The 19141-nt window shown below is 66.6% G+C and carries 18 protein-coding genes; 8 read left to right on the top strand and 10 right to left on the bottom strand.

The features are described 5' to 3' along the window. The first annotated feature begins 151 nt into the window (after positions 1–151). Entirely contained in the window at positions 152–1078 is a 927-nt protein-coding gene (locus HX774_RS15485; protein ID WP_178828203.1) for a hypothetical protein, read from the top strand. A 21-nt stretch (positions 1079–1099) separates the two neighbouring features. Then, entirely contained in the window at positions 1100–1993 is an 894-nt protein-coding gene (locus HX774_RS15480; protein ID WP_178828201.1) for a hypothetical protein, read from the top strand. Between the two features lie 26 nt (positions 1994–2019). Here HX774_RS15480 and uvrA read toward each other — a convergent pair whose 3' ends face one another. Then, the gene (uvrA, locus tag HX774_RS15475) at positions 2020–4959 is read right to left on the bottom strand and encodes an excinuclease ABC subunit UvrA (protein WP_178828199.1); all 2940 of its coding nucleotides are present in this window, start codon (positions 4957–4959) and stop codon (positions 2020–2022) included. A 102-nt stretch (positions 4960–5061) separates the two neighbouring features. Continuing rightward, on the bottom strand, positions 5062–5583 hold the full coding sequence (locus HX774_RS15470; protein WP_178828197.1) for a group III truncated hemoglobin: 522 nt from the start codon (positions 5581–5583) through the stop codon (positions 5062–5064). Between the two features lie 228 nt (positions 5584–5811). On the opposite strand from HX774_RS15470, the gene HX774_RS15465 reads away from it, so the two are divergent. Continuing rightward, complete coding sequence (locus tag HX774_RS15465; protein ID WP_178828213.1) at positions 5812–7404, top strand: ABC-F family ATP-binding cassette domain-containing protein; 1593 nt, start codon at positions 5812–5814, stop codon at positions 7402–7404. A gap of 188 nt (positions 7405–7592) precedes the next feature. On the opposite strand, the gene HX774_RS15460 is transcribed toward HX774_RS15465, so the two are convergent. Genes HX774_RS15460 through HX774_RS15445 form a run of 4 tightly spaced genes read right to left on the bottom strand, consistent with a single transcriptional unit; the run spans position 7593 to position 11098 of the window. Further along, positions 7593–9182, bottom strand: coding sequence for an EAL domain-containing protein (locus HX774_RS15460; RefSeq protein WP_178828195.1), 1590 nt, complete (start codon positions 9180–9182; stop codon positions 7593–7595). A 55-nt stretch (positions 9183–9237) separates the two neighbouring features. After that, positions 9238–9678 carry a flagellar basal-body protein FlbY gene (locus HX774_RS15455; protein ID WP_178828193.1) on the bottom strand — a complete coding sequence of 147 codons (441 nt, stop codon included), beginning with the start codon at positions 9676–9678 and terminating at the stop codon, positions 9238–9240. After that, the gene (locus tag HX774_RS15450; RefSeq protein WP_178828191.1) at positions 9675–9980 is read right to left on the bottom strand and encodes a rod-binding protein; all 306 of its coding nucleotides are present in this window, start codon (positions 9978–9980) and stop codon (positions 9675–9677) included. Before HX774_RS15450 ends, HX774_RS15455 begins: the two co-directional genes overlap by 4 nt. After that, positions 9980–11098 (bottom strand): flagellar basal body P-ring protein FlgI, encoded by a 1119-nt coding sequence (locus HX774_RS15445; protein WP_114816528.1) that lies wholly within the window; start codon positions 11096–11098, stop codon positions 9980–9982. Before HX774_RS15445 ends, HX774_RS15450 begins: the two co-directional genes overlap by 1 nt. A gap of 181 nt (positions 11099–11279) precedes the next feature. Between HX774_RS15445 and HX774_RS15440 the strand changes: the two genes are divergently transcribed. The 3 genes from HX774_RS15440 (at position 11280) to gltX (ending at position 13743) form a co-directional block, all read left to right on the top strand. Next, complete coding sequence (locus tag HX774_RS15440) at positions 11280–11705, top strand: flagellar assembly protein FliX (protein ID WP_178828189.1); 426 nt, start codon at positions 11280–11282, stop codon at positions 11703–11705. Between the two features lie 184 nt (positions 11706–11889). Further along, on the top strand, positions 11890–12324 hold the full coding sequence (dksA, locus tag HX774_RS15435) for an RNA polymerase-binding protein DksA (protein ID WP_114816526.1): 435 nt from the start codon (positions 11890–11892) through the stop codon (positions 12322–12324). 84 nt (positions 12325–12408) lie between these two features. After that, entirely contained in the window at positions 12409–13743 is a 1335-nt protein-coding gene (gene gltX / locus HX774_RS15430; protein ID WP_178828187.1) for a glutamate--tRNA ligase, read from the top strand. 82 nt (positions 13744–13825) lie between these two features. On the opposite strand, the gene HX774_RS15425 is transcribed toward gltX, so the two are convergent. Together HX774_RS15425 and HX774_RS15420 are read right to left on the bottom strand one after the other, a co-directional pair. Continuing rightward, positions 13826–14122, bottom strand: a complete 297-nt coding sequence (locus tag HX774_RS15425) for a hypothetical protein (RefSeq protein ID WP_178828185.1) — start codon at positions 14120–14122, stop codon at positions 13826–13828. Between the two features lie 117 nt (positions 14123–14239). After that, entirely contained in the window at positions 14240–14845 is a 606-nt protein-coding gene (locus tag HX774_RS15420) for a TIGR00730 family Rossman fold protein (protein ID WP_178828183.1), read from the bottom strand. Positions 14846–14927: 82 nt separating this feature from the next. Between HX774_RS15420 and HX774_RS15415 the strand changes: the two genes are divergently transcribed. Beyond that, positions 14928–15668: a hypothetical protein gene (locus tag HX774_RS15415; protein ID WP_178828181.1), complete on the top strand. Its 741-nt coding sequence runs from the start codon at positions 14928–14930 to the stop codon at positions 15666–15668. Positions 15669–15821: 153 nt separating this feature from the next. On the opposite strand, the gene HX774_RS15410 is transcribed toward HX774_RS15415, so the two are convergent. Together HX774_RS15410 and HX774_RS15405 are read right to left on the bottom strand one after the other, a co-directional pair. Continuing rightward, positions 15822–17201, bottom strand: a complete 1380-nt coding sequence (locus tag HX774_RS15410; protein WP_178828179.1) for a sensor histidine kinase — start codon at positions 17199–17201, stop codon at positions 15822–15824. Further along, the gene (locus tag HX774_RS15405; protein ID WP_178828177.1) at positions 17198–17860 is read right to left on the bottom strand and encodes a response regulator transcription factor; all 663 of its coding nucleotides are present in this window, start codon (positions 17858–17860) and stop codon (positions 17198–17200) included. Before HX774_RS15405 ends, HX774_RS15410 begins: the two co-directional genes overlap by 4 nt. Here HX774_RS15405 and HX774_RS15400 point away from each other — a divergent pair. After that, positions 17859–19022 (top strand): ABC transporter substrate-binding protein, encoded by a 1164-nt coding sequence (locus tag HX774_RS15400; protein ID WP_178828175.1) that lies wholly within the window; start codon positions 17859–17861, stop codon positions 19020–19022. The two genes, HX774_RS15405 and HX774_RS15400, sit on opposite strands and share 2 nt — an antisense overlap. Positions 19023–19141: the final 119 nt, after the last annotated feature.

The raw sequence follows: 19141 nt of genomic DNA, 5'->3' as shown, positions 1-19141 counted from the left end.
GGGATGGGGTGGGCGGAGGGGGCTGCGTTCGACATGGCGGCCTTCTAGCCGTCCCGGAGCCTTCCGTCAGCCTGTCATAAGCACGCAAGCCGCGACGGGGTGGCGCGTGCTATATGGCGTGGCTTAAGACGGCGGTTCAGAGGAGCCAGTCATGACCACGGCGTTTTCCATCGGCCAGGCCCTGGCCTCCGGCTTCAGACTGACGCGCCGCAGGCCGTTGCAGGTTTGGGCCTGGGGTGTCGTGTCCGTTGCGCCCTCGCTGCTGATCGGGGCGCTGATGCTGCGTGTGTTCGGGTCGATAGCCTTGGCGGACATGGCGTCGCACGAGCCCTCCGCCGCCGTTATCGGGCAGATGATTCAGTTTCAGGCCTTGTCGGGGCTGGCGAACATCCTGCAGGCGCTGATCTGGGTCGTGGTGACAGCCGCCATCTTCCGGGCCGTGCTTTTCCCCGAGCGTCCGGCGCCCTTCGCCGGGTTGAAGGTCGGCATGGACGAGGTGCGGGTTGCTGTCGTCGGACTGGCCATGATCGTAGGTTTTTACGCCGCGGCTATCGTGATCGGGCTGCTGGCCTTCGCCATCGGCGCGGGTCTGTGGTTCGTGTCAGAGATGGCCGCGGTTATGCTGGGCCTCTTGACGGCTTTAGTGGCGGGAGTGGCCGTCTGGTGCGTCATCCTGCGGGCCTGCCTGATCATGCCCGCCAGCGTGGCCTTGAACGACTTCGCCTTTGTAGCGGGGTGGAGGCTGTCAAAGGGGCAGGTGCTGCGACTGCTGGGGCTGAGCCTCGCGATCGTCGGGGTCGTTCTGGCGATCGAACTGGCCTTGCTGGGGATCATCGCTGTGGTTTTGTTCTTTGTTGCGGGGATTAACGTCTTCAGTCTGGCCGCCATGTTGGAAAACGGCGCGCCGCAGACGGTGAACTGGGGCGTGCTGATCCCCTGGGCGCTGGCGGCCTTCATACCCCTGTCGTGGCTGCAGGGCTTCTTGAGCACTGTGATGATGGCGCCCTATGCCGAAGCCTGTCGGTCGCTGTTGGCGCAAGCGCCGCAGGACGAAACGCGTGCGGTTGGGCTAGGCTGATCGGGAATCGAGGACGACTGCATGACTTTTCCCGCTACCGACTGCGCCTTTGAAGGTTTTCGCCTGACGCGACGCGCGCCCTTGGCCGTCCTGTCATGGGCTGCGGCCTATGCCGTCTTCATCGGGCTGATGTTCCTCTTGGTCGGACCGCACTTCGTCACCGTGCTGTCGGTGATTGCCGAGATGCAGGCGCAGGGGCAGACCGAGCCTTCGCCAGAAGATGTCGAGCGGCTCGCACAGGCCTATGGCGTCATTATCGGCTGGGCCATGCCGCTGGGATTGCTGTTCAGCGCCGTGATCAGCACCGCCATCGCTCGCTCGGTCATTCGCCCGGAAGACCGCAAGTTCGGCTACCTGCGCGTCGGGAAGGACGAACTTCGGGTGCTGGGGGCCAGCCTGCTCGTGTCCCTGATCATGTTCGCCGTGACGTTCGCCGGCTTCATGATTGTGACCGTGGCGACGGCGGGGGCCATGGCCCTTCCGGCGCTGTGGCTGGCCGTGGTTCTGCTGTCGCTGGCGATTATCGGCCTGCTGATCTGGCTGTCGGTTCGGCTCAGCCTGGTCGTGCCAAGCACGTTCGCCGAGGGGCGGATCATGTTGAAGCCCGCCTTCGCCATGACGGGCAAGAAGGTCTTCTGGCCGCTGCTGGGCATGGCGATCATCGCCGGGATCATGGCCATGCTGGTCGGCCTGCTGGGCTCGGCTGTGGCTGCCCCGCTTAGTCTGATGGTGGGCGGCTCAGAACAGCTGGTGGCCATGCAAGGCGCCAGCGTTCCCAGCCTGCTGAGCGCCCTGGGGCCCATGCTGGCGGTTTCGCTGGTGGTCCAGGCCGTCCTGTCGGCGGCCCAGATCGTGATCATGTACGCGCCGTTCTCGGCCGCCTATCTGCAGCTCAAGGGCGCACCGCGCGTCTGATGAAGCGAAACGCCTGACCGATCCGGTCAGGCGCTCTTGCGGGCGCGAGGCTTCTTTTCGGCCTTCTGAACCTCGGGCAGGGCGGCCACGCGCGCCTTGCGGCGTTCCTCGTGGCGATCCAGCACCTCCTTGAGGTACTTTCCGGTCCAGCTGGCGGCGTTGTCCGCCACCTGCTCCGGCGTGCCGAAGGCCACGATCTCGCCGCCGCCGTCGCCACCCTCGGGACCGAAGTCCAGCAGGTAGTCGGCGACCTTGATGACATCCAGGTTGTGCTCGATGACGACGATGGTGTTGCCGTTGTCTACCAGCTCCTGAAGCACCTCCAGCAGCTTGCGGGTGTCCTCGAAGTGCAGGCCCGTGGTCGGCTCGTCGAGAATGTAGAGGGTCTTGCCGGTGGCGCGGCGGGCCAGCTCCTTGGACAGCTTGACCCGCTGGGCCTCGCCGCCCGACAGGGTGGTGGCCGGCTGGCCGACCTTGACGTAGCCCAGACCCACGCGCTCCAGCGTCAGCATCTTGTCGCGGATCGAGGGCACGGCGTTGAAGAAGCGCGCGGCTTCCTCAACCGTCATGTCCAGAACGTCGGATATGCTCTTGCCCTTGAAGACAATTTCCAAGGTTTCGCGGTTGTAGCGCTTGCCCTTGCAGACGTCGCAGGTGACGTAGACATCGGGCAGGAAGTGCATCTCGATCTTGATGACGCCGTCACCCTGACAGGCCTCGCAGCGGCCGCCCTTGACGTTGAAGCTGAAGCGACCGGGGCCATAGCCGCGCGCCTTGGACTCCGGCAGGCCCGCATACCAGTCGCGGATCGGATTGAAGGCGCCGGTATAGGTGGCCGGGTTCGAGCGCGGGGTGCGGCCGATGGGCGACTGGTCGATGTCGATGACCTTGTCGAACTGCTCCAGGCCCTCGATCCGGTCAAAGTTGGCCGGAGCGTCCGAGGCGTTGTGCAGGCGGCGCGCGGCGGCCTTGTACAGGGTCTCGATGGTGAAGGTGGACTTGCCGCCGCCGGACACGCCGGTGACGCAGGTGAACAGGCCGACGGGGATTTCGCCGGTGACGTTCTTCAGGTTGTTGCCGGTGGCGCCGCTGATCTTCAGCATCCGCTTGCGGTCGACCGGACGGCGCCCCTCGGGCGGCAGCTCGATTTCGCGCGCGCCGGTCAGGTATTGGCCGGTCAGGGAGTTGGCGTTGGCCATGACCTCGGCGGGCGTGCCCTGGGCGCAGATTTCGCCGCCGTGGACGCCGGCGGCCGGGCCCATGTCGATCACATAGTCGGCGGTCATGATCGCCTCTTCGTCATGCTCGACCACAAGGACCGAGTTGCCGAGGTCGCGCAGGCCCCTGAGGCTTTCCAGCAGGCGGGTGTTGTCGCGCTGGTGCAGGCCGATGGACGGCTCGTCCAGCACATAAAGGACGCCGGTCAGGCCCGAGCCGATCTGCGAGGCCAGGCGGATGCGCTGGCTCTCGCCGCCCGACAGGGTGCCGGAGCTGCGCGAAAGGCTGAGGTAGTCCAAGCCCACATTGTTCAGGAAGCGCAGCCGGTCAGTAATTTCCTTGAGGATGCGGCGGCCGATCTCGACCTGCTTGGCGGTCAGGCTCTCTTCCAGGGTAGAGAACCAGAGATAAGCCTTTGAAATCGAGAGCCAGCTGATCTCGGCGATGTCGGCCCCGCCGACCTTGACCGCCAAGGCTTCGGGTTTCAGCCGCTTGCCGCCGCAGACTTCGCAGGGCGTCTCGGACTGGTAGCGGCCCAGCTCTTCGCGAACCCAGGCGCTGTCGGTCTCGCGCCAGCGGCGTTCCAGGTTGGGTAGAACGCCCTCGAAGGCCTTTGAGACCTCGTATTTGCGGGCGTTATCGTCATAGACGAACTTGATCTTCTCGGACCCGGTGCCGTGCAGGATGGCGCGGTGGGCCTGTTCAGGCAGGTCGCGCCACGGTTTGTCCATCGAGAAGCCGAAGTGCTGGGCCAGGGACTGCAGGGTCTGGGTGTAGAGCGGCGAGGGGCCGCGCGCCCAGGGGGCCACCGCGCCCTTGTGCAGGGTCTTGTCGCGGTCCGGGATCACCAGATCAGCATCGAAGGCCAGCTTGACGCCCAGGCCGTCGCAGGTAGGGCAGGCGCCGAACGGGTTGTTGAACGAGAACAGCCGCGGCTCGATCTCGCTGATGGTGAAGCCCGATACCGGGCAGGCGAACTTCTCGGAGAAGACGATGCGGCGCGGCTCTTCGCCCTCGGGCGCATTTGCCCATTCAGCGGTGGCGATGCCGTCGGCCAGGTTCAGGGCCGTCTGGATGCTGTCGGCGTAGCGAGGCTCAAGACCTTCTTTGGTAACAATGCGATCTACGACAATGTCGATGTCGTGCTTGAACTTCTTGTCGAGCGTCGGCGCGTCCTCGATGGCGTAGAATTCGCCGTCGATCTTGACCCGCTGGAAGCCGTTGCGCTGCCACTCGGCCATCTCCTTCTTGTACTCGCCCTTGCGACCGCGAACGACGGGGGCCAGCAGCAGGATGCGTTCGCCGTCTGGGAGGGCGGTCAGCTTGTCGACCATCTGGCTGACAGTCTGGCTCTCGATCGGCAGGCCGGTAGCGGGCGAATAGGGCACGCCCACGCGCGCCCAGAGGAGGCGCATGTAGTCGTGAATTTCCGTGACCGTGCCGACCGTCGAGCGCGGATTCTTGGACGTGGTCTTCTGTTCGATGGAGATGGCCGGCGACAGGCCCTCGATCAGATCCACATCGGGCTTGCCCATCAGTTCCAGGAACTGGCGCGCATAGGCGCTGAGCGATTCCACATAGCGGCGCTGGCCCTCGGCGTAGATGGTGTCAAACGCCAGCGAGGACTTGCCCGACCCCGACAGCCCCGTCATGACGACCAGCTTTTCGCGCGGGATATCGACGTCCACGCCCTTGAGATTATGCTCGCGGGCGCCGCGAACGCGGATGAAGTTGTGCTTTTCGGTCATGGAATCCGGGAACGCGGGAGACCCCGAAACGGTCCGGGGCGACGACGCTATATGGGGATCAATTCGGGCTTTTCAGCAAGAACAATGTGGGAACATTTTGCGCTAGTCGGGTTTCCAGGCGGGCTGCTGCCGGGTGTAGCGCTCGCCGGGGCTGACCAGGACGCCGTTGGCGTTGGCGACGCCCAGTTCGAGGCTTTCGGCGATGCGGCGGGCGCGGACGATGAAATGTTCGGCGGCGACGGGCGGGCAGAGGTCGCGGGCGGTCGCCTCGAATATCTGCAGCCAGCGGTCGAAATGGCGGGCGTCGATGGGCAGGGGCAGGTGTTTCGGCATGGGCCGGCCCTGATAGACGCCGGTGGACAGGGCGACCGAGGACCAGAAGAGCTTCATCTGTTCCAGGTGCGGCCCCCAGTCAGAGATGCGCTCGGCAAAGACCGGGCCGATGAAGTCGTCATTGCGGACGCGGGCGTAGAAACCCTCGACCAGGGTGTCGATCAGGGCCTCGTCGATGCCGGTCTCCTCCCGGATTCGCTGGACCGCGTCGGCCCGACGAGCGGCGGCCTCGGCCCGGTCTGGGGCGGGGCGGTCGATGCGGAAGGCGACGGTTCGGTCAGGCGCGGTCATGGCTGGAACATAGGCGCGCCGCGCTGCGTTGCAAAAGCGCAGCAGGAGAATTGGGGTTGCGCTGCGAAAGATCAGCACCCATCCTTTCATCAAGCCAACGTATTTGACGAGGAGGCACGACGATCATGATCAGCGCTTTGGAAATCGGTTTCGCCCTTTCCGCTCCGCTGCTGGTGCTCGCCTTTGTCCTCGCTCAACCCAAGCCACAACCCGTCCGCATCCGCACTCGTGACGCTCAACAGCGTCGCGGCCCGCACGCCTGACGGAAACACACTCTTCGATAATCTGAGCCTCGCCTTCGGGCGGGAGCGCACGGCTGTCGTGGGCCGCAACGGCGTGGGCAAGACCACGCTGCTGCGCCTTGTCGCCGGTCTGGCCGAACCCGCAGAGGGGACGGCAGCGCGCGCCGGGGCGGTCGGCTGGCTGTCCCAGACCTATGAGCCCGCACCGGGCGAAACCGTAGCCGACACCCTGGGCGCGGCGGAGCCTCTGGCCCTGCTGGCGCGGGTGCTCGCGGGCGAGGGCTCGGTCGAGGACATGACCGAAGCGGACTGGACGCTGGAGGCGCGGCTGGAGGAGGCCCTGGCTCAGGTCGGGCTGGCCGGACTGGCGCTGGACCGCCTCACAGCCAGTTTGAGCGGAGGCGAGCAGACAAGGCTGCGACTGGCGGGGCTGATGCTGGCGGCGCCCGATCTGATCGTGCTGGACGAGCCGACCAACCATCTGGACGCCGAGGCGCGGGCCCTGGTGGCCGAAGTGGTCGGGCGCTGGCCGGGCGGTGTGCTGACTGTCAGCCACGACCGAGGCCTGCTGCGGCGGATGGATCGGATCGTGGAGTTGTCGAGCCTGGGCGCGCGCGTCTATGGCGGCGGCTGGGACCTCTATGTCGAGCGGCGCGAGGCTGAGCGGGCGGCGGCGGAGCGCGATCTGGAAAGCGCCGAGCGCGAGGTCGGGCGGGCGGCGCGCGAGGCGCAGACGGCGCTGGAGAAGAAAGCGAAACGCGACAAGGCCGGACGGGCGCATCGGGCGGGAACGTCCGATCCCAAGATCATGCTCGACGCCAAGGCGCAGCGGGCCGAGGAATCAGGCGCGCGGGAAGGGCGGCTGGCCGAGCGCCGCCGCGCCGAGGTGGAGGCGCAACTGGTCGAGGCGCGCGAGCGGGTCGAGCGAGCGCGGCGGCTGTCCGTGCCCATGCCCTCCACGGGGCTGGCGGCGGGCAAGGCCGTGCTGGCGCTGGACGGCGTCGAATGGCGCAGTCCAGAAGGGCGGTTAATCGTCGGGCCTGTAACGCTGCGTATGACCGGGCCGGAGCGGGTGGCGATCACCGGGCCGAACGGGGCGGGCAAGACCACGCTGCTGAAGCTGATCTCGGGCGAGCTGGAGCCCACAGCGGGGCGGATCGAGCGGCCCGTGACGGCGGCGCTGCTGGATCAGACGGCGGCGATCCTGAAACCTGACGAGACCCTGATCGAGGCCTGGCGGCGGCTGAACCCGGAGGGAACGCCGAACGACGCCCATGCGGCCCTGGCGCGGTTTCTGTTCCGCAATACGGCGGCGCACCGGACGGTCGGGACCCTGTCAGGCGGCGAGCGGCTGAGGGCGGCCCTGGCCTGCGTCATGACGGGGGCGAAGCCGCCGCAACTGCTGATTCTGGACGAACCGACCAACCATCTGGACCTCGATTCCATCGCGGCCATCGAGGCGGCGCTGGCCGCCTATGACGGGGCGTTGGTGATCGTCAGCCATGATCGCGACTTCATGGACAATGTCGGCGTGGAGCGGGAGGTTCGGCTGGCGCGGCCGGATTGCACGGGGTCGTGAAAAAAACAGTACAATTGGTGCAATGGGGAGGGCAGACATTTCTGTCCTTCTCTCGATGGAAGGAAGATCGACGTGTCAAAGACCGTGCCTAGTGTGACGCGGACGGGGACCAAGGCTGGCTGAAGGGCTTGGGACGTTCGCAATCCCTGAAAATCCTTGGGATTGGCGCGTCGAGCTAGGATGGAACGTCAGCTCCAGCCGTCGATCACGCCCTGACGGCGGGCGCGGGGGGATGAGGGGGCGATGGTGACGGGCTCGGCCTCGGCGCGGCCGAACAGCCAGCCCTGGCCGTAGCCGACGCCGAGGGTCTGAAGCGCCTGGGCGGCCTCCTCGGTCTCGATCATTTCGGCGATGGTGGTCATGTCGAGGGAGCGGCATAGATCGACCAGATGGCCGATCAGGGTGCGGGTGCGAGGATCGCTGTCGATGCCGCGCACCAGGGCGCCGTCTATCTTGACGGTATCGACGGAGAGGCCGCGCAGATAGTCGAAGGCGGCGGCGCCGGCGCCGAAATCGTCGATACAGACCTTGATCCCCGCGCCGCGCAGGGCGCCGAGACGGCGGTTGGCGGCGGCGATGTCGGCCAGGGCGGCGGTTTCGGTCACTTCGACGATCAGGCGGCGGCGGTTGTCCGGCTCGGAGGCCGTCATCTTCAGCAGGGCTTCGACATAGGCGTCATTGGCCAGCGAAGCGCCCGAGACATTGATGGCGATCTTGAGCAGACCGGAACCAGGTTGGCGCAGGCGGTGGACGATCTTCTCGGCGACGGCGAGGTCGAAGTCCTCGATCAGGGCCAGTTCCTCGGCCATGCGAATCGCGGAGGCGGGGCCGCTGCCCTGGCCGAAGCGGGTCAGGGCCTCGAAGTGGTGTACGGCGCGGGTCTTCAGATCGACCACGGGCTGGTAGAACATCGAGAATTCGCGGTTGCGGACGATGTTGCGGAACCGCTCTGCGTCTTTCAGCGTGCGCGACAGGGAATCGGCGAAGCTGAGTTCAGGCTGGGCCGCATTGTCTTTCAGGCAAGCTTCAATCGCGAAACGCATGGCGCGCAGGGCGCACAAGGGGTCCGAACCGATCGCCAATTCGCTGGAGCGGGATGTCAGGGTCAGGCCTTCGGCCAGACCGGCCTCGCGCACCTCGGCCTCGAGGTCGCGACCGTCCCCGGCGTCCTTGATCAGGGCGTAGCGGTTCGGCGTCAGCCGGCCCGCGCTGGCGCCGTCGTGGGACACCCGTTGCAGGCGCGCGCCCAGGCGGGCCGCCATGCGCTCATTCGCGGCGTCATTGGCGGCGGCCAGACCCTGCACCTCGATGAAGGCCAGGGCGAGTTTTTGCAGGGCGGCGCCAGACTTGCCGCTTAGCCCTTCGCGGGCGCTGTCCATGAAGCTTGAGGAATCTGAAATCGGCGAGGGATCGGCTTCAGCGGCGACCTCGAAAGGCGCGCCTTCATAGATGAAGGCGCAGGAAACCGCCGGCGCCAGTTCCGGCAGCATGAAGGCGCGGAACATGGCGCGCCGTACGCGACCGTCGCCGCAATCGATCAGGACTTCCAGAGGCTGGCTACGTCCGCCCGCCGAGAGGGCGCTTGCGGCCTCGACGACAGCGGCGCGGCAGGCGGGGGCGAACAGGGCGCTGAGCGGCTGGCCGATCCAGGCGGCGGAGCCTTGCCCGGCGACCGGGCCGGACCCCAGAGCGAAGGCGATCTGACCGGCGCCGTCGACCTCGATCAGGGCGTCGGCGGCGGCGAAGGCCAAGCCAAGGAGGCGGGATTTCAGGCTCATGGCTGAAGCATGCGCCGCGGGGCGTTAATAAACCACGGATCGCGATGGGTTTGCGTCAGGCCTTGCGGTTCAGCGCCACGGCGCGGCCGTCGCCCTCGGTGGCGCGGCCCGAGGCGCCGTAGCCGACGCCCTGGGCGCGGGCGCCGGCGACCTCGGCGGCGATGGTGCGGACCAGGCCTTCGGACACCTGACGGGCGGCGTCGACGACCGAGGCGTGTTCGGACAGGACGGCCTCGAAGGCCTCGGTCGCGGCGAGCAGGGCGTCGCGCTCGGTTGCGGGAATGACCTGAAGGAAGGCGGGTGCGGCCTTGGCCTGGGCCGACTCGCGGCGATAGAGGTTGGCCAGTTCCTGGGTCTCGGCCATGCCCGCGGCGACGTCCTGGGCGCGATGGGCGCGGAAGGCGGCGCTTTCGGCGCTCAGGCGCTGGGTCAGGGCCTGGGTCAGGTTGATCAGCTGCTGGGCGCGAAGGGTGGAGGTCTCGACGTCGGGGGTCACGCGGGCTGTTCCTGCATCTTGAGCATTTCGGACATGACGGTGTCGGCCAGACCGATGCCGCCGGCTTTGACGGCCTGCTTGGCCATGCCGTCGATCAGGAAGCTGCGCCAGGTGGACTCGCCCTCGCCGCCGCCGAAGGGGCCGTCTGTTTCCAGGCCCTCAAACATGGGCTTGAGCATCTGCGACAGGAAGCTGGCCTCGAAGGCCTGGGCGGTTTCGCGCATCTGTTCCGGCGACTGGCCGCGCTTGGCGGTCTGGTCGGCGGGGCGCAGGAAGCCGGTGGCGACGGGCAGGGCGTCCATTACATCACCTCGATATCGGCTTGCAGGGCGCCGGCGGCCTTGATGGCTTGCAGGATGCTGATCATGTCGCGCGGGCTGACGCCCAGCGCATTCAGGCCGTTGACCAGGGTCGACAGCGAGGTCCCGCCGTTGACGATGCGCATCTGACGCCCGGTTTCTTCCTCGACCGAGATATTCGACTGCGGCACGACGACCGTCTGGCCGCCTCGGCTGAAGGGCTCGGGCTGGCTGACCAGTGGGTTTTCCTGAACCGAGACGGTCAGGTTGCCCTGGGCGATGGCGACGGTGGAGATGCGGACGGCGTCGCCCATGACGATGACGCCGTTGACCTCGTCGATGATGACCTTGGCCGGGGTGTCGACCCGGACCGGCAGGTTCTCGACGCGGCTGACGAAGCCGGCCATGCCCATGGTCTGGGGCGCGCGGATGGCGACGACGGTGCCGTTTTCGGCAAAGGCGCTCTCTGGATAGGACTGGTTGATGGCGGCGGCGACACGCTGGGCCGTGGTGAAGTCGGGGTTGCGCAGGGTCAGGCGCACGACAGGCATGGCCGAGAGGTCGAATCCGGTCTCGCGCTCGACCACGCCGCCCGAGGCGATGCGGCCGGCGGTGGGGACGCCGCGCGTCACCGAGGAGCCGGAGCCGCCCGAAGCCGAGACGGCGCCGGTCTGAACGGACCCTTGGGCCACAGCGTAGATCTCGCCGTCGGCGCCTTGAAGGGCTGTGACCAGAAGCGTGCCGCCCAACAGGCTCTTGGCGTCGCCCATGGCCGAGACGGCGACGTCCAGACGCGAACCCGGCGTGGCGAAGGGCGGCAGGTCGGCGGTGATCATGACCGCCGCGACATTCTTGGTGTTCAGGTTGGCGCCGCGGATGTTGACGCCCTGGCGTTCCATCATCCCTTCCAGCGACTGGCGGGTGAAGGGCGAGTTGCGCAAGGAGTCGCCGGTGCCGTTCAGGCCGACCACCAGGCCGTAGCCGACCAGCTGGTTGGTGCGGACGCCCTCGATGGAGACGATGTCCTTGATGCGCGACTGGGCCTCGGCCGCGTTCGGCGCCGCCGCCAGAATCAGGGCGGCGGAAGCGGAGGCGATGAGGGCGGTGAGCAACTTCTGCATACGACAGACGTCCTGTTGAGGCGTTCGCGATTAACCATGCGAAGTTCGTGCCGTAGGAAAAAGTCTTTGATTTCAGCGCCTGTCAGGTTTCTGCGCCTTGCCTAACGGCAGAATTTGCCGAGGCGTTAACCAAGCGGTGACGGTCGTGCCCGATGGTCCAGACTGATCGGGAGCATGGATCATGAAGGTCACCGGCCCCTCGGGCACAACATCGTCGCAAGGCTCGCGTCCCACGCGTACGGCGGGCGGCTTCAGCCTGCCGGCCAGCGGCGGGGCATCGGGGCCGGCCTCGGCGGCGGCGACCTCGTCGGCGTCCACCGTGGCGGGGGTGTCCGCCCTTATGGCCCTGCAAGGCGTGGAGGACGCCACAGAGCGTCGTCGTCGGGCGATCAGGCGCGGCGGCGGGCTGCTGGACCGGCTGGATGAGCTGAAACTGGCGCTGCTGAACGGTCAGGACGGGGCCCCGGCGCTGGAGCGGCTGGCGCGCAGCCTGCGCGAGGAACGTCCCGATGACGCCGATCCGGGGCTGAAGGGCGTGCTGGACCAGATTGATCTGCGCGCCGCCGTGGAAATGGCGAAGGCGGAAGCGGCGCGGGCGCGCGCCTAGAAGGCTCGGGATACTGGGCTGAAAAACCGCCCGGCCGGGTGGGTGAGGACATTTTGCCACACTGCCGCCGCATTCGTTTAGCTCTGCCATATCACGGAGACGCGAACACCATTGCCGCGACTCTCCGGCTTGCCTATACGGCCATTGCGCCGCAGGGGGGCGCAGACAAATGAGCGTGAGTGCGATGAACGCATTAGCGTCTGTGATCGAGGGGGATACGGTGGTTTACCGTCCTACCGACGACGAGCCGTTTATGAACGAGCGGCAGTTGGCCTACTTCAAGGCCAAGCTCTTGGCGTGGAAGGATGAGATCCTTCGCGAATCCAAGGGCACTGTTGTTAATCTGAAAGCCGAGACCGAGAACCACCCGGATCTGGTGGACCGGGCCTCGTCGGAATCCGACCGGGCGCTGGAACTTCGGACCCGTGACCGGCAACGCAAGCTGATCTCCAAGATCGAGGATGCGCTGCGCCGGATCGAGGATGGGTCCTACGGCTATTGTGAGGACACGGGCGAACCGATCGGCCTGGGCCGACTGGAAGCGCGGCCGACGGCGACCCTGTCGGTCGAGGCCCAGGAGCGGCACGAACGCCGCGAACGGGTCCATCGCGACGACTGATCTGCACTGATTGGGCGGATCGACTTGACTTGAGCGGACGGCGGCGCGACCAAGCCGCCTTCCTATCGAGGTCGTTGATCCCCCATGTCCGTCAAGGTTCGTTTCGCTCCGTCTCCCACGGGTAAGCTGCACGTCGGCAATGTCCGCACCGCTCTGGTGAACTGGCTGTTCGCCAAGGGGCAGGGCGGCTCTTTCGTTCTGCGCATCGACGACACCGATCTGGCGCGTTCGACGCAAGAGTTCGAGGACGGCATCGAGACCGACCTGACTTGGCTGGGTCTGGTCTGGGACGAGCGCTACAACCAGTCCAAGCGGTTCGACCGCTATGAGGAGGCCGCCGCGCGCCTGAAGGCGTCGGGCCGCCTCTATCCCTGCTATGAAACCTCGGACGAGCTGGATCGCCGCCGCAAGGTGCAGTTGTCGCGCGGTCTGCCGCCGATCTATGACCGCGCCGCGCTGGAACTGACCGAGGCCGAGAAGGCGGCCTATGAGGCCGAAGGTCGTCGTCCCCACTGGCGCTTCAAGCTGGACGGCAAGCGCGTCGCCTGGGAAGATCTGGCGCGCGGTCACGCCGAGGTGGACACCGCCTCGATGTCGGACCCGGTGCTGATCCGCGAGGACGGCCTGTTCCTCTATACGCTGCCGTCGGTCGTCGACGACATCGACATGGACATCACCCACATCATCCGGGGCGAGGACCACGTCACCAACACCGGGGCGCAGATCGAGATCTTCGAGGCGCTGGATGCCAAGGTTCCGGGCTTTGCGCATATGCCGCTGCTGGTCGGCGCCGACGGCGCGGCCCTGTCCAAGCGTCTGGGCTCGCTGTCGATCAGCGACATGCGCGATCAGGGCTATGAGCCCATCGCCATCACCAGCCACCTGGGCAAGATCGGCACTTCCGACAATCTGGAGATCGCGGCTTCGGTCGAGGCCCTGGGCCAGTCCTTCGCCTTTTCCAAGATGGGCCGCTCGCCGGCGCGTTACGACACCGCCGACCTGGACCGTCTGAACGCCCAGGCCCTGCACGCCATGACCTACGCCGAGGCGCAGCCGCGTCTGGCGGGGCTGGGCGTCGATCTGGGCGAGGTCTTCTGGGACACCGTGCGGGGCAACCTGAACAAGTTCGCGGACGTGGCCGATATGGCGCGGATCGTCACCGGCCCGGTCACGCCGGTGATCGAGGACCCGGCCTTTGCGGCTGCGGCTCTGGAAGTTCTGCCCGAAGTCATCGACGCCAACGCCTGGTCGGCGTGGACGGCGGCGGTGAAGGAGAAGACCGGCGCCAAGGGCAAGGGTCTGTTCATGCCGCTACGCCTGATCCTGACAGGGCAGGCGCACGGACCGGACATGGCGGCCATGGCCCCGCTGATCGGGCGCGAGGCCATCGTGCGTCGCCTGAAGGGCGAGGCAGGCTGAGCCTTCAGGCATAGTCGGATACAAGAAAGGCCGCCTTCGTGAGAAGGCGGCCTTTTTCGTTTTCAGCGCAATGGCGGCTGGATCAGCCGGCGTTGCAGGTCGCCAGAGCCTGTTCGTCCAGAGCCTCGCCCTTGTAGCTGAAGGCCGTGACCGGGCCGAGCTTGGCGACGACGCGGCGGCAGGCGCGCGCGGCGGGCTGGTTGGCGCCGCCGGTGGCGGTGCATTCAGCGCCTTCACAGCGCCAGGCGGCGCCGTCGACGATGACGCGGCCAGCCGGAGCCTTGGCGGCGTCGGCCAAGGTCAGGCTGGTGGCCGGGGCATTAGCGGCAAAGGCGGGGGCAGCGACAAACAGGGCCGCAGCGACGAGAAGAGCACGCATGGACAAGACTCCGAAATGGGCAGGGCGCACGCCCTTGTGACGCCATAGTCCGTTTTCTTTGGAAACTGTCAATGCGGTTTCGAGGCAACGGATCGGCGTTTACTGACCCACGTTTACTTACCGATGATCATGTTTCAAGTGCGGCGTTTCGTCGGCCTTTTTCATGGCGATGACGGCCTCCTCGACCGTGTCGACGCTGATGTAGGCGTCGAGGAAGCTGGCGGGCGTCATGCCTTCCTGCACGCTGTGGCGGATCAGGGCGAAGTAGTTTTCCCAGAAACCGTTCAAGTTCAGGAAGATGACCGGCTTGGCGTGCAGATCCAGCCGTTTCCACGACAGCAGTTCGATGGCTTCTTCCAAGGTACCGATGCCGCCGGGCGCCACGACGAAGACGTCGGATTGATCATACATCAGCTGCTTGCGCTCATGCATCGAGGTGACGACCACGGTCTCGACGTCGTCGAACAAGCGCTCGCGGCTGCGCAGGAAGGCCGGCATGATGCCGACGACGCGACCGCCGGCTTCATGAGCCGCACGCGCCGAGGCCCCCATCAGGCCGACGCCGCCGCCGCCATAGACCAGCCGCCAGCCCGCCTGGGCCGTCGCCTTGCCGAAGGCGCTGGCGGCCTGGACGTACTGCGGATCAGCTCCGTCCGACGAACCGCAGAACAGGCAGACCGAACGGCCGTCGAAAGGAGCAATGGTGGCGGGCGGCAAAGACATGGGGCCTCGATACAGGAAGGAAGACAGGGCGGCGTCCGCCGCGCTATCTGATGGACCTAGGCATATCGCTACGCGGGTCAGGATGAAACGTCGGATTGTCGTCGCATGGGCAGGCGTCGCGCTGGCTCTTGCAGGGTGCAGCGCGCCGGTCGAGCGCAACAAGGGCGAAGAAGCCCGTCAGGACGGCGGCTGGACGGCGTCGCCGCGCATCAGCGCCGTCGTGCGTCAGGGCGCGGGTCTGATCGTCCGCGGCGATGCGCCGCCGGGGGCGCGCGTGGTGCTGCGCGGCGATCAGGATGTGGCCTTTGCCGCCGGAGCGGACGCCGCCGGGCGGTTCGAGCTGCGCGTCGGCGCCTTGCCGTCAGCCATGCTGCTGACGCCAGAGGTTCAGATCGGTCAGTTTCCGGCGCCTGGGCCCGAGCGATTGATCCTGGCGAGCGACGGCGGCGATCTGGCGGCGCTGTTGATCGAGGGCGGAGCCAGTCGTCGGTTGTCCGCCGCTCCGGTTCTGGATTCGGTGGATGACGACGGGCGAGGCTTGCTGGTCTCCGGACGGGCGCAGCCTGGCGCACGGGTGGCCATTTCCGCAGACGGCGGCGTGGCGGTCGAGGCTGTCGCCGACGCGAGCGGTCGCTGGACGGCTGCGCTCTCGGGCGTGGGCGATCGACCGATGGACATCATGGTCGGGGAGGCGACCTTCGCCTATCCGGGGCCGGCAGGCGCTGCGAGCCTTGGTGTGGTCGAGCGGTCGGGATCGGGATGGCGGCTGACGCGCGCCCTGTCGCCGTCGGCGCGGCAGACCAGTTGGTTCCCGGATCTGTGATGTGCCGATCTAGGACAATTTAGATTTCATTAACCAAACACGTTGATCAAAGGCCCTGTCTTCTTTTCTTCGAGGACACCCACCATCACCGAACGAACGACTTTAAGCCCGGCGCGAAATGCGCCGGGTCTTTTTTTGATCGGTCGAGCCCCCTTAGGCTGCGCGATAGGTCAAGGTCGCGACCAGTCCGGGCCGCCGAGCGCGATTGACGAGACGGAATTCGGCGCCCTGCGCCTTAGCCATGCTGGCGACAATCGACAGGCCCAGGCCTGATCCGGACGCCCGCGGCGCCGTGCGGCTACGGAAGAACCGTTCGGGCAGGCGAGGCAGTTCGGCGTCATCGACGCCGGGGCCGTGGTCCCAGACTGTGATGCGAACCTGACCCTCACGTCGGGCGACATGAACGATGACAGGCGGCGCGCCGTAGCGTGAGGCGTTGTCCAGCAGGTTGATCATCTGTTCGACGATCAGGTTCTCATCGCCTTGAACCGCGACCATGCCCTTAGGCAGCCGCATACGTACGGCGTCGCAGGGGAGGCTGGAGCGCAGGCTTTCCACCGCGATGCGCACAGCCCGCCCTATGTCGGCCTGGTTCAGTCCAGGGGCGCTGTCGGCCCGCGCCGTGGACAGAAGCTGATTGATCAGGCGGGACATGGCGGCGATCGCCTCCTTGGAATCACTCAAGAGGCGCCGATCCGCCTTGGACCAGGGACGGCGCGAGCCCGCCAGAAGATCCAGATTGGCGGCGACCACGGTGAGCGGCGTCCTGAGCTGATGCGAGGCGTCCGCCGAGAAACGCTGCATGCCCGAGGTGGATCGCTCCAGGCTGGCCAGCAGGGTGTTGAAGGCCGAGAGCGCCGAGGCCAGCTCTCGCGGCGCCAGGTTGATCGGCGCCGGGGCAAAGTCGGTGGCGCCGGCCTGGGAGCGTGACGCCAGTTCTCGCGTCAACCGCTTCAGGGAATAGAGACCCCATTGGATGGCGGGCCAGATCAGGAGGGCTGCGAGCACGACCAGAAGCCCCGGCAGCAGCAGCAGGCTGAGGTTCAACTCACGGACGCTGGCCTGGCGCGAGTCCAGGCTCTGGGCGACCGAGACGATGACAGGGGAGGGTTGGCCAGGAATTTCGACCGATTGTTGCGCCATCCGCACCGGCAGACCTCGAACCGTGAGATTGGCGAAGCTGGGCTGGTCGACGCCTGTGGCGCTCAGGATGGGGAGTTCGTCGTAGCCGGTAATCAGGCGGTCGCCCTCGCGCACGCTGTAGAAGACCGCATCGCGCTCCGGGCTGTCCAGCAGGGCCAGGGACCAGGGCGATACATCGACAGTGACCTGGGCGTCGCTGACGGATACGGTTTCAAGGATGGCCTGAGTGGCGCCCGCCAGCAGGCGATCGGACGTGCGCTCTACGACGCGGTGCGCCGTCCAGGACCCGGCCACCAGAAGCACGACCGCCACCAGGCTGAGGGGGGCGATCTGGGCGATGAACAGCCTTTTGAGCAGGCTGTGAGGACGAGGCGACCTGGGTGCGGTCACGGGTCCAGCCGATAGCCGCGACCACGAATATTGGTGACGCCGGGGCCGTCCGGCTGGAGCTTGCGACGCAGGCGTCCGACATGGACCTCGAGCGCGTTGAGGGAGGCGGCTTCATCCTGATGGAAGACTTCGGCGGCGAGCATATCGCGCTCCACGACCTGGCCCACGCGGGAAATCAGGACGCGCAAGGCGGCCCATTCGCGCGGACGCAGGTCCAGTTCGCGGTCGCCGACACGCGCCCGCCCCGCTTCCCAGTCACAGGTCAGGGCGCCGATCGTCACGGCGCCGCCGGCCTGGCCCCTGTTGCGTCGGGCGATGGCGCGAACGCGCGCCACCAGCTCGGGCGGAGCGAAAGGCTTCACCAGATAGTCGTCGGCGCCCAGTTCCAGCCCCGCGACACGGTCGCTGACGGCGTCGCGCGCGGTCAACATCAGGATCGGGGTCGTCGAGCCGCGCCCGCGAAGGGCTGTCAGGATTTCAAAGCCGTCAATGTCAGGTAGGCCGATGTCCAGAATCAGGGCGTCGAAATCGCCGACGGCCTCGAGCATCAGGGCCTCTTCACCCAGATGAGTGCAGCGGGTCTGCATCCCGGCGCCGCGAAGGCTGGCGGTCAGGGAGTGTTGCAGCGCCTTGTCATCTTCAACGACGAGGACTCTCATGGCGTCGGGAATCGTCCGGGCGGGGGCGGGGGATGAGAGGGCATACCGTGACCATAGCGGGAAACCAGCGACGGTGAAGATGGCCTGGCTGTTGAAGGGGGTGATGGCGGGGCTTTGCCTGCTGGCGGGCTGCGGCGAGTCGCTGGACGGCGCGACGTCGGCGAGTGTGCGACGGGCGGCGCAAAAGGAAGGCGAGCTGACAATCTACGCCAATACCAGCCTGATGGAGCCTCTGATCGAGGACTTCCGTCGCCGATACCCGGACATCACCGTCAGGGTGGAGGACATGAACTCCACTCTCATCGCCGAACGGGTGGTGGCCGAGACGCAGGATGATCGGCCCAAGGCGGATCTGGTCTGGAGTTCAGCCATGGATCTACAGATCAAGTTGATCAACGACGGCTATGCTCAAGCCTATCGCTCGCCGCATCGGCGGGCCATGCCCGACGGGTCCGTGTGGCGCGATCAGGGATTCGGCATCACCGCTGAACCGATTGTCTTCGCCTATAATCGCCGCTTGCTGCCGGCGGACGCCGTGCCCGGGAGCCATGCTGAACTGCTGCGTCTGCTGGAAGCCCGACCCGAGCTTTTCGCCGGACGAACGACTGTCTACGACGCTGAACGCAGCGGGGTGGCGCTGATGCATCTGTCGGCGGACGTGCAGATCTATCCGGATGCGTGGCGATTGATGGAGGCCCTGGGCCGCAGTCGTCCGCGGCTGGACACGTCGGGTCAGCGGATGATGGGGCAACTCGCCTCGGGCAAGATGGTGCTGGCCTATAATATGAACCAGTCTTTCGGAGAGAGCTGGGCGTTGCGCCATCCCGATGTGGCGCTGGTTACGCCCTCCGATTATCACCTGTCGGTATCCCGAGTGGCCTTCATTCCGCGTGCGGCGCCGCATCCGAATTCGGCGAGGCTGTTCCTCGATTATCTGCTTTCGCGAGAAGGGCAGAGAGGCATTGCTGTTCTCGGCATACGGCCTGTGCGCGACGACATCGGGGATACGGTGCGATCGACTTCGCCGGGCGCCCGGCCCATTCGCGTGGGGCCTGGGCTTCTGGCCAATCTGGATCGCGTGCGTCGCGAACGTCTGCTTGACCGCTGGAAACTGGCCATGGGGGATGCGCCGCGCGCGCCGGCTGATCCAAAAGCGCCCTGATCCGGCCTTACCTGTGGATAAGTTTCCACCCCTCCGTTCGCCCCATTTCTGTCACCGCGCCGTCACGGTGTGGTCGCTGACGGTCAAGATCCGCGGATTGACGGGTCGCGCTCAGTTCG

Source organism: Brevundimonas sp. P7753, assembly GCF_013386595.1.
GTDB lineage: Bacteria > Pseudomonadota > Alphaproteobacteria > Caulobacterales > Caulobacteraceae > Brevundimonas > Brevundimonas bullata.
Note: the sequence above shows the minus strand (reverse complement) of the source record. Positions and strands in the feature narration are given on the sequence as shown.

Bases quoted from the DNA above. Each gene is read 5' to 3' on its own strand.
- HX774_RS15485 (WP_178828203.1), top strand. From the start codon at position 152: ATGACCACGGCGTTTTCCATCGGCCAGGCCCTGGCCTCCGGCTTCAGA.
- HX774_RS15480 (WP_178828201.1), top strand. From the start codon at position 1,100: ATGACTTTTCCCGCTACCGACTGCGCCTTTGAAGGTTTTCGCCTGACG.
- uvrA (WP_178828199.1), bottom strand. From the start codon at position 4,959: ATGACCGAAAAGCACAACTTCATCCGCGTTCGCGGCGCCCGCGAGCAT.
- HX774_RS15470 (WP_178828197.1), bottom strand. From the start codon at position 5,583: ATGACCGCGCCTGACCGAACCGTCGCCTTCCGCATCGACCGCCCCGCC.
- HX774_RS15460 (WP_178828195.1), bottom strand. From the start codon at position 9,182: ATGAGCCTGAAATCCCGCCTCCTTGGCTTGGCCTTCGCCGCCGCCGAC.
- HX774_RS15450 (WP_178828191.1), bottom strand. From the start codon at position 9,980: ATGGACGCCCTGCCCGTCGCCACCGGCTTCCTGCGCCCCGCCGACCAG.
- HX774_RS15445 (WP_114816528.1), bottom strand. From the start codon at position 11,098: ATGCAGAAGTTGCTCACCGCCCTCATCGCCTCCGCTTCCGCCGCCCTG.
- HX774_RS15440 (WP_178828189.1), top strand. From the start codon at position 11,280: ATGAAGGTCACCGGCCCCTCGGGCACAACATCGTCGCAAGGCTCGCGT.
- dksA (WP_114816526.1), top strand. From the start codon at position 11,890: ATGAACGCATTAGCGTCTGTGATCGAGGGGGATACGGTGGTTTACCGT.
- gltX (WP_178828187.1), top strand. From the start codon at position 12,409: ATGTCCGTCAAGGTTCGTTTCGCTCCGTCTCCCACGGGTAAGCTGCAC.
- HX774_RS15425 (WP_178828185.1), bottom strand. From the start codon at position 14,122: ATGCGTGCTCTTCTCGTCGCTGCGGCCCTGTTTGTCGCTGCCCCCGCC.
- HX774_RS15420 (WP_178828183.1), bottom strand. From the start codon at position 14,845: ATGTCTTTGCCGCCCGCCACCATTGCTCCTTTCGACGGCCGTTCGGTC.
- HX774_RS15415 (WP_178828181.1), top strand. From the start codon at position 14,928: ATGAAACGTCGGATTGTCGTCGCATGGGCAGGCGTCGCGCTGGCTCTT.
- HX774_RS15400 (WP_178828175.1), top strand. From the start codon at position 17,859: ATGGCGTCGGGAATCGTCCGGGCGGGGGCGGGGGATGAGAGGGCATAC.
- HX774_RS15405 (WP_178828177.1), bottom strand. From the start codon at position 17,860: ATGAGAGTCCTCGTCGTTGAAGATGACAAGGCGCTGCAACACTCCCTG.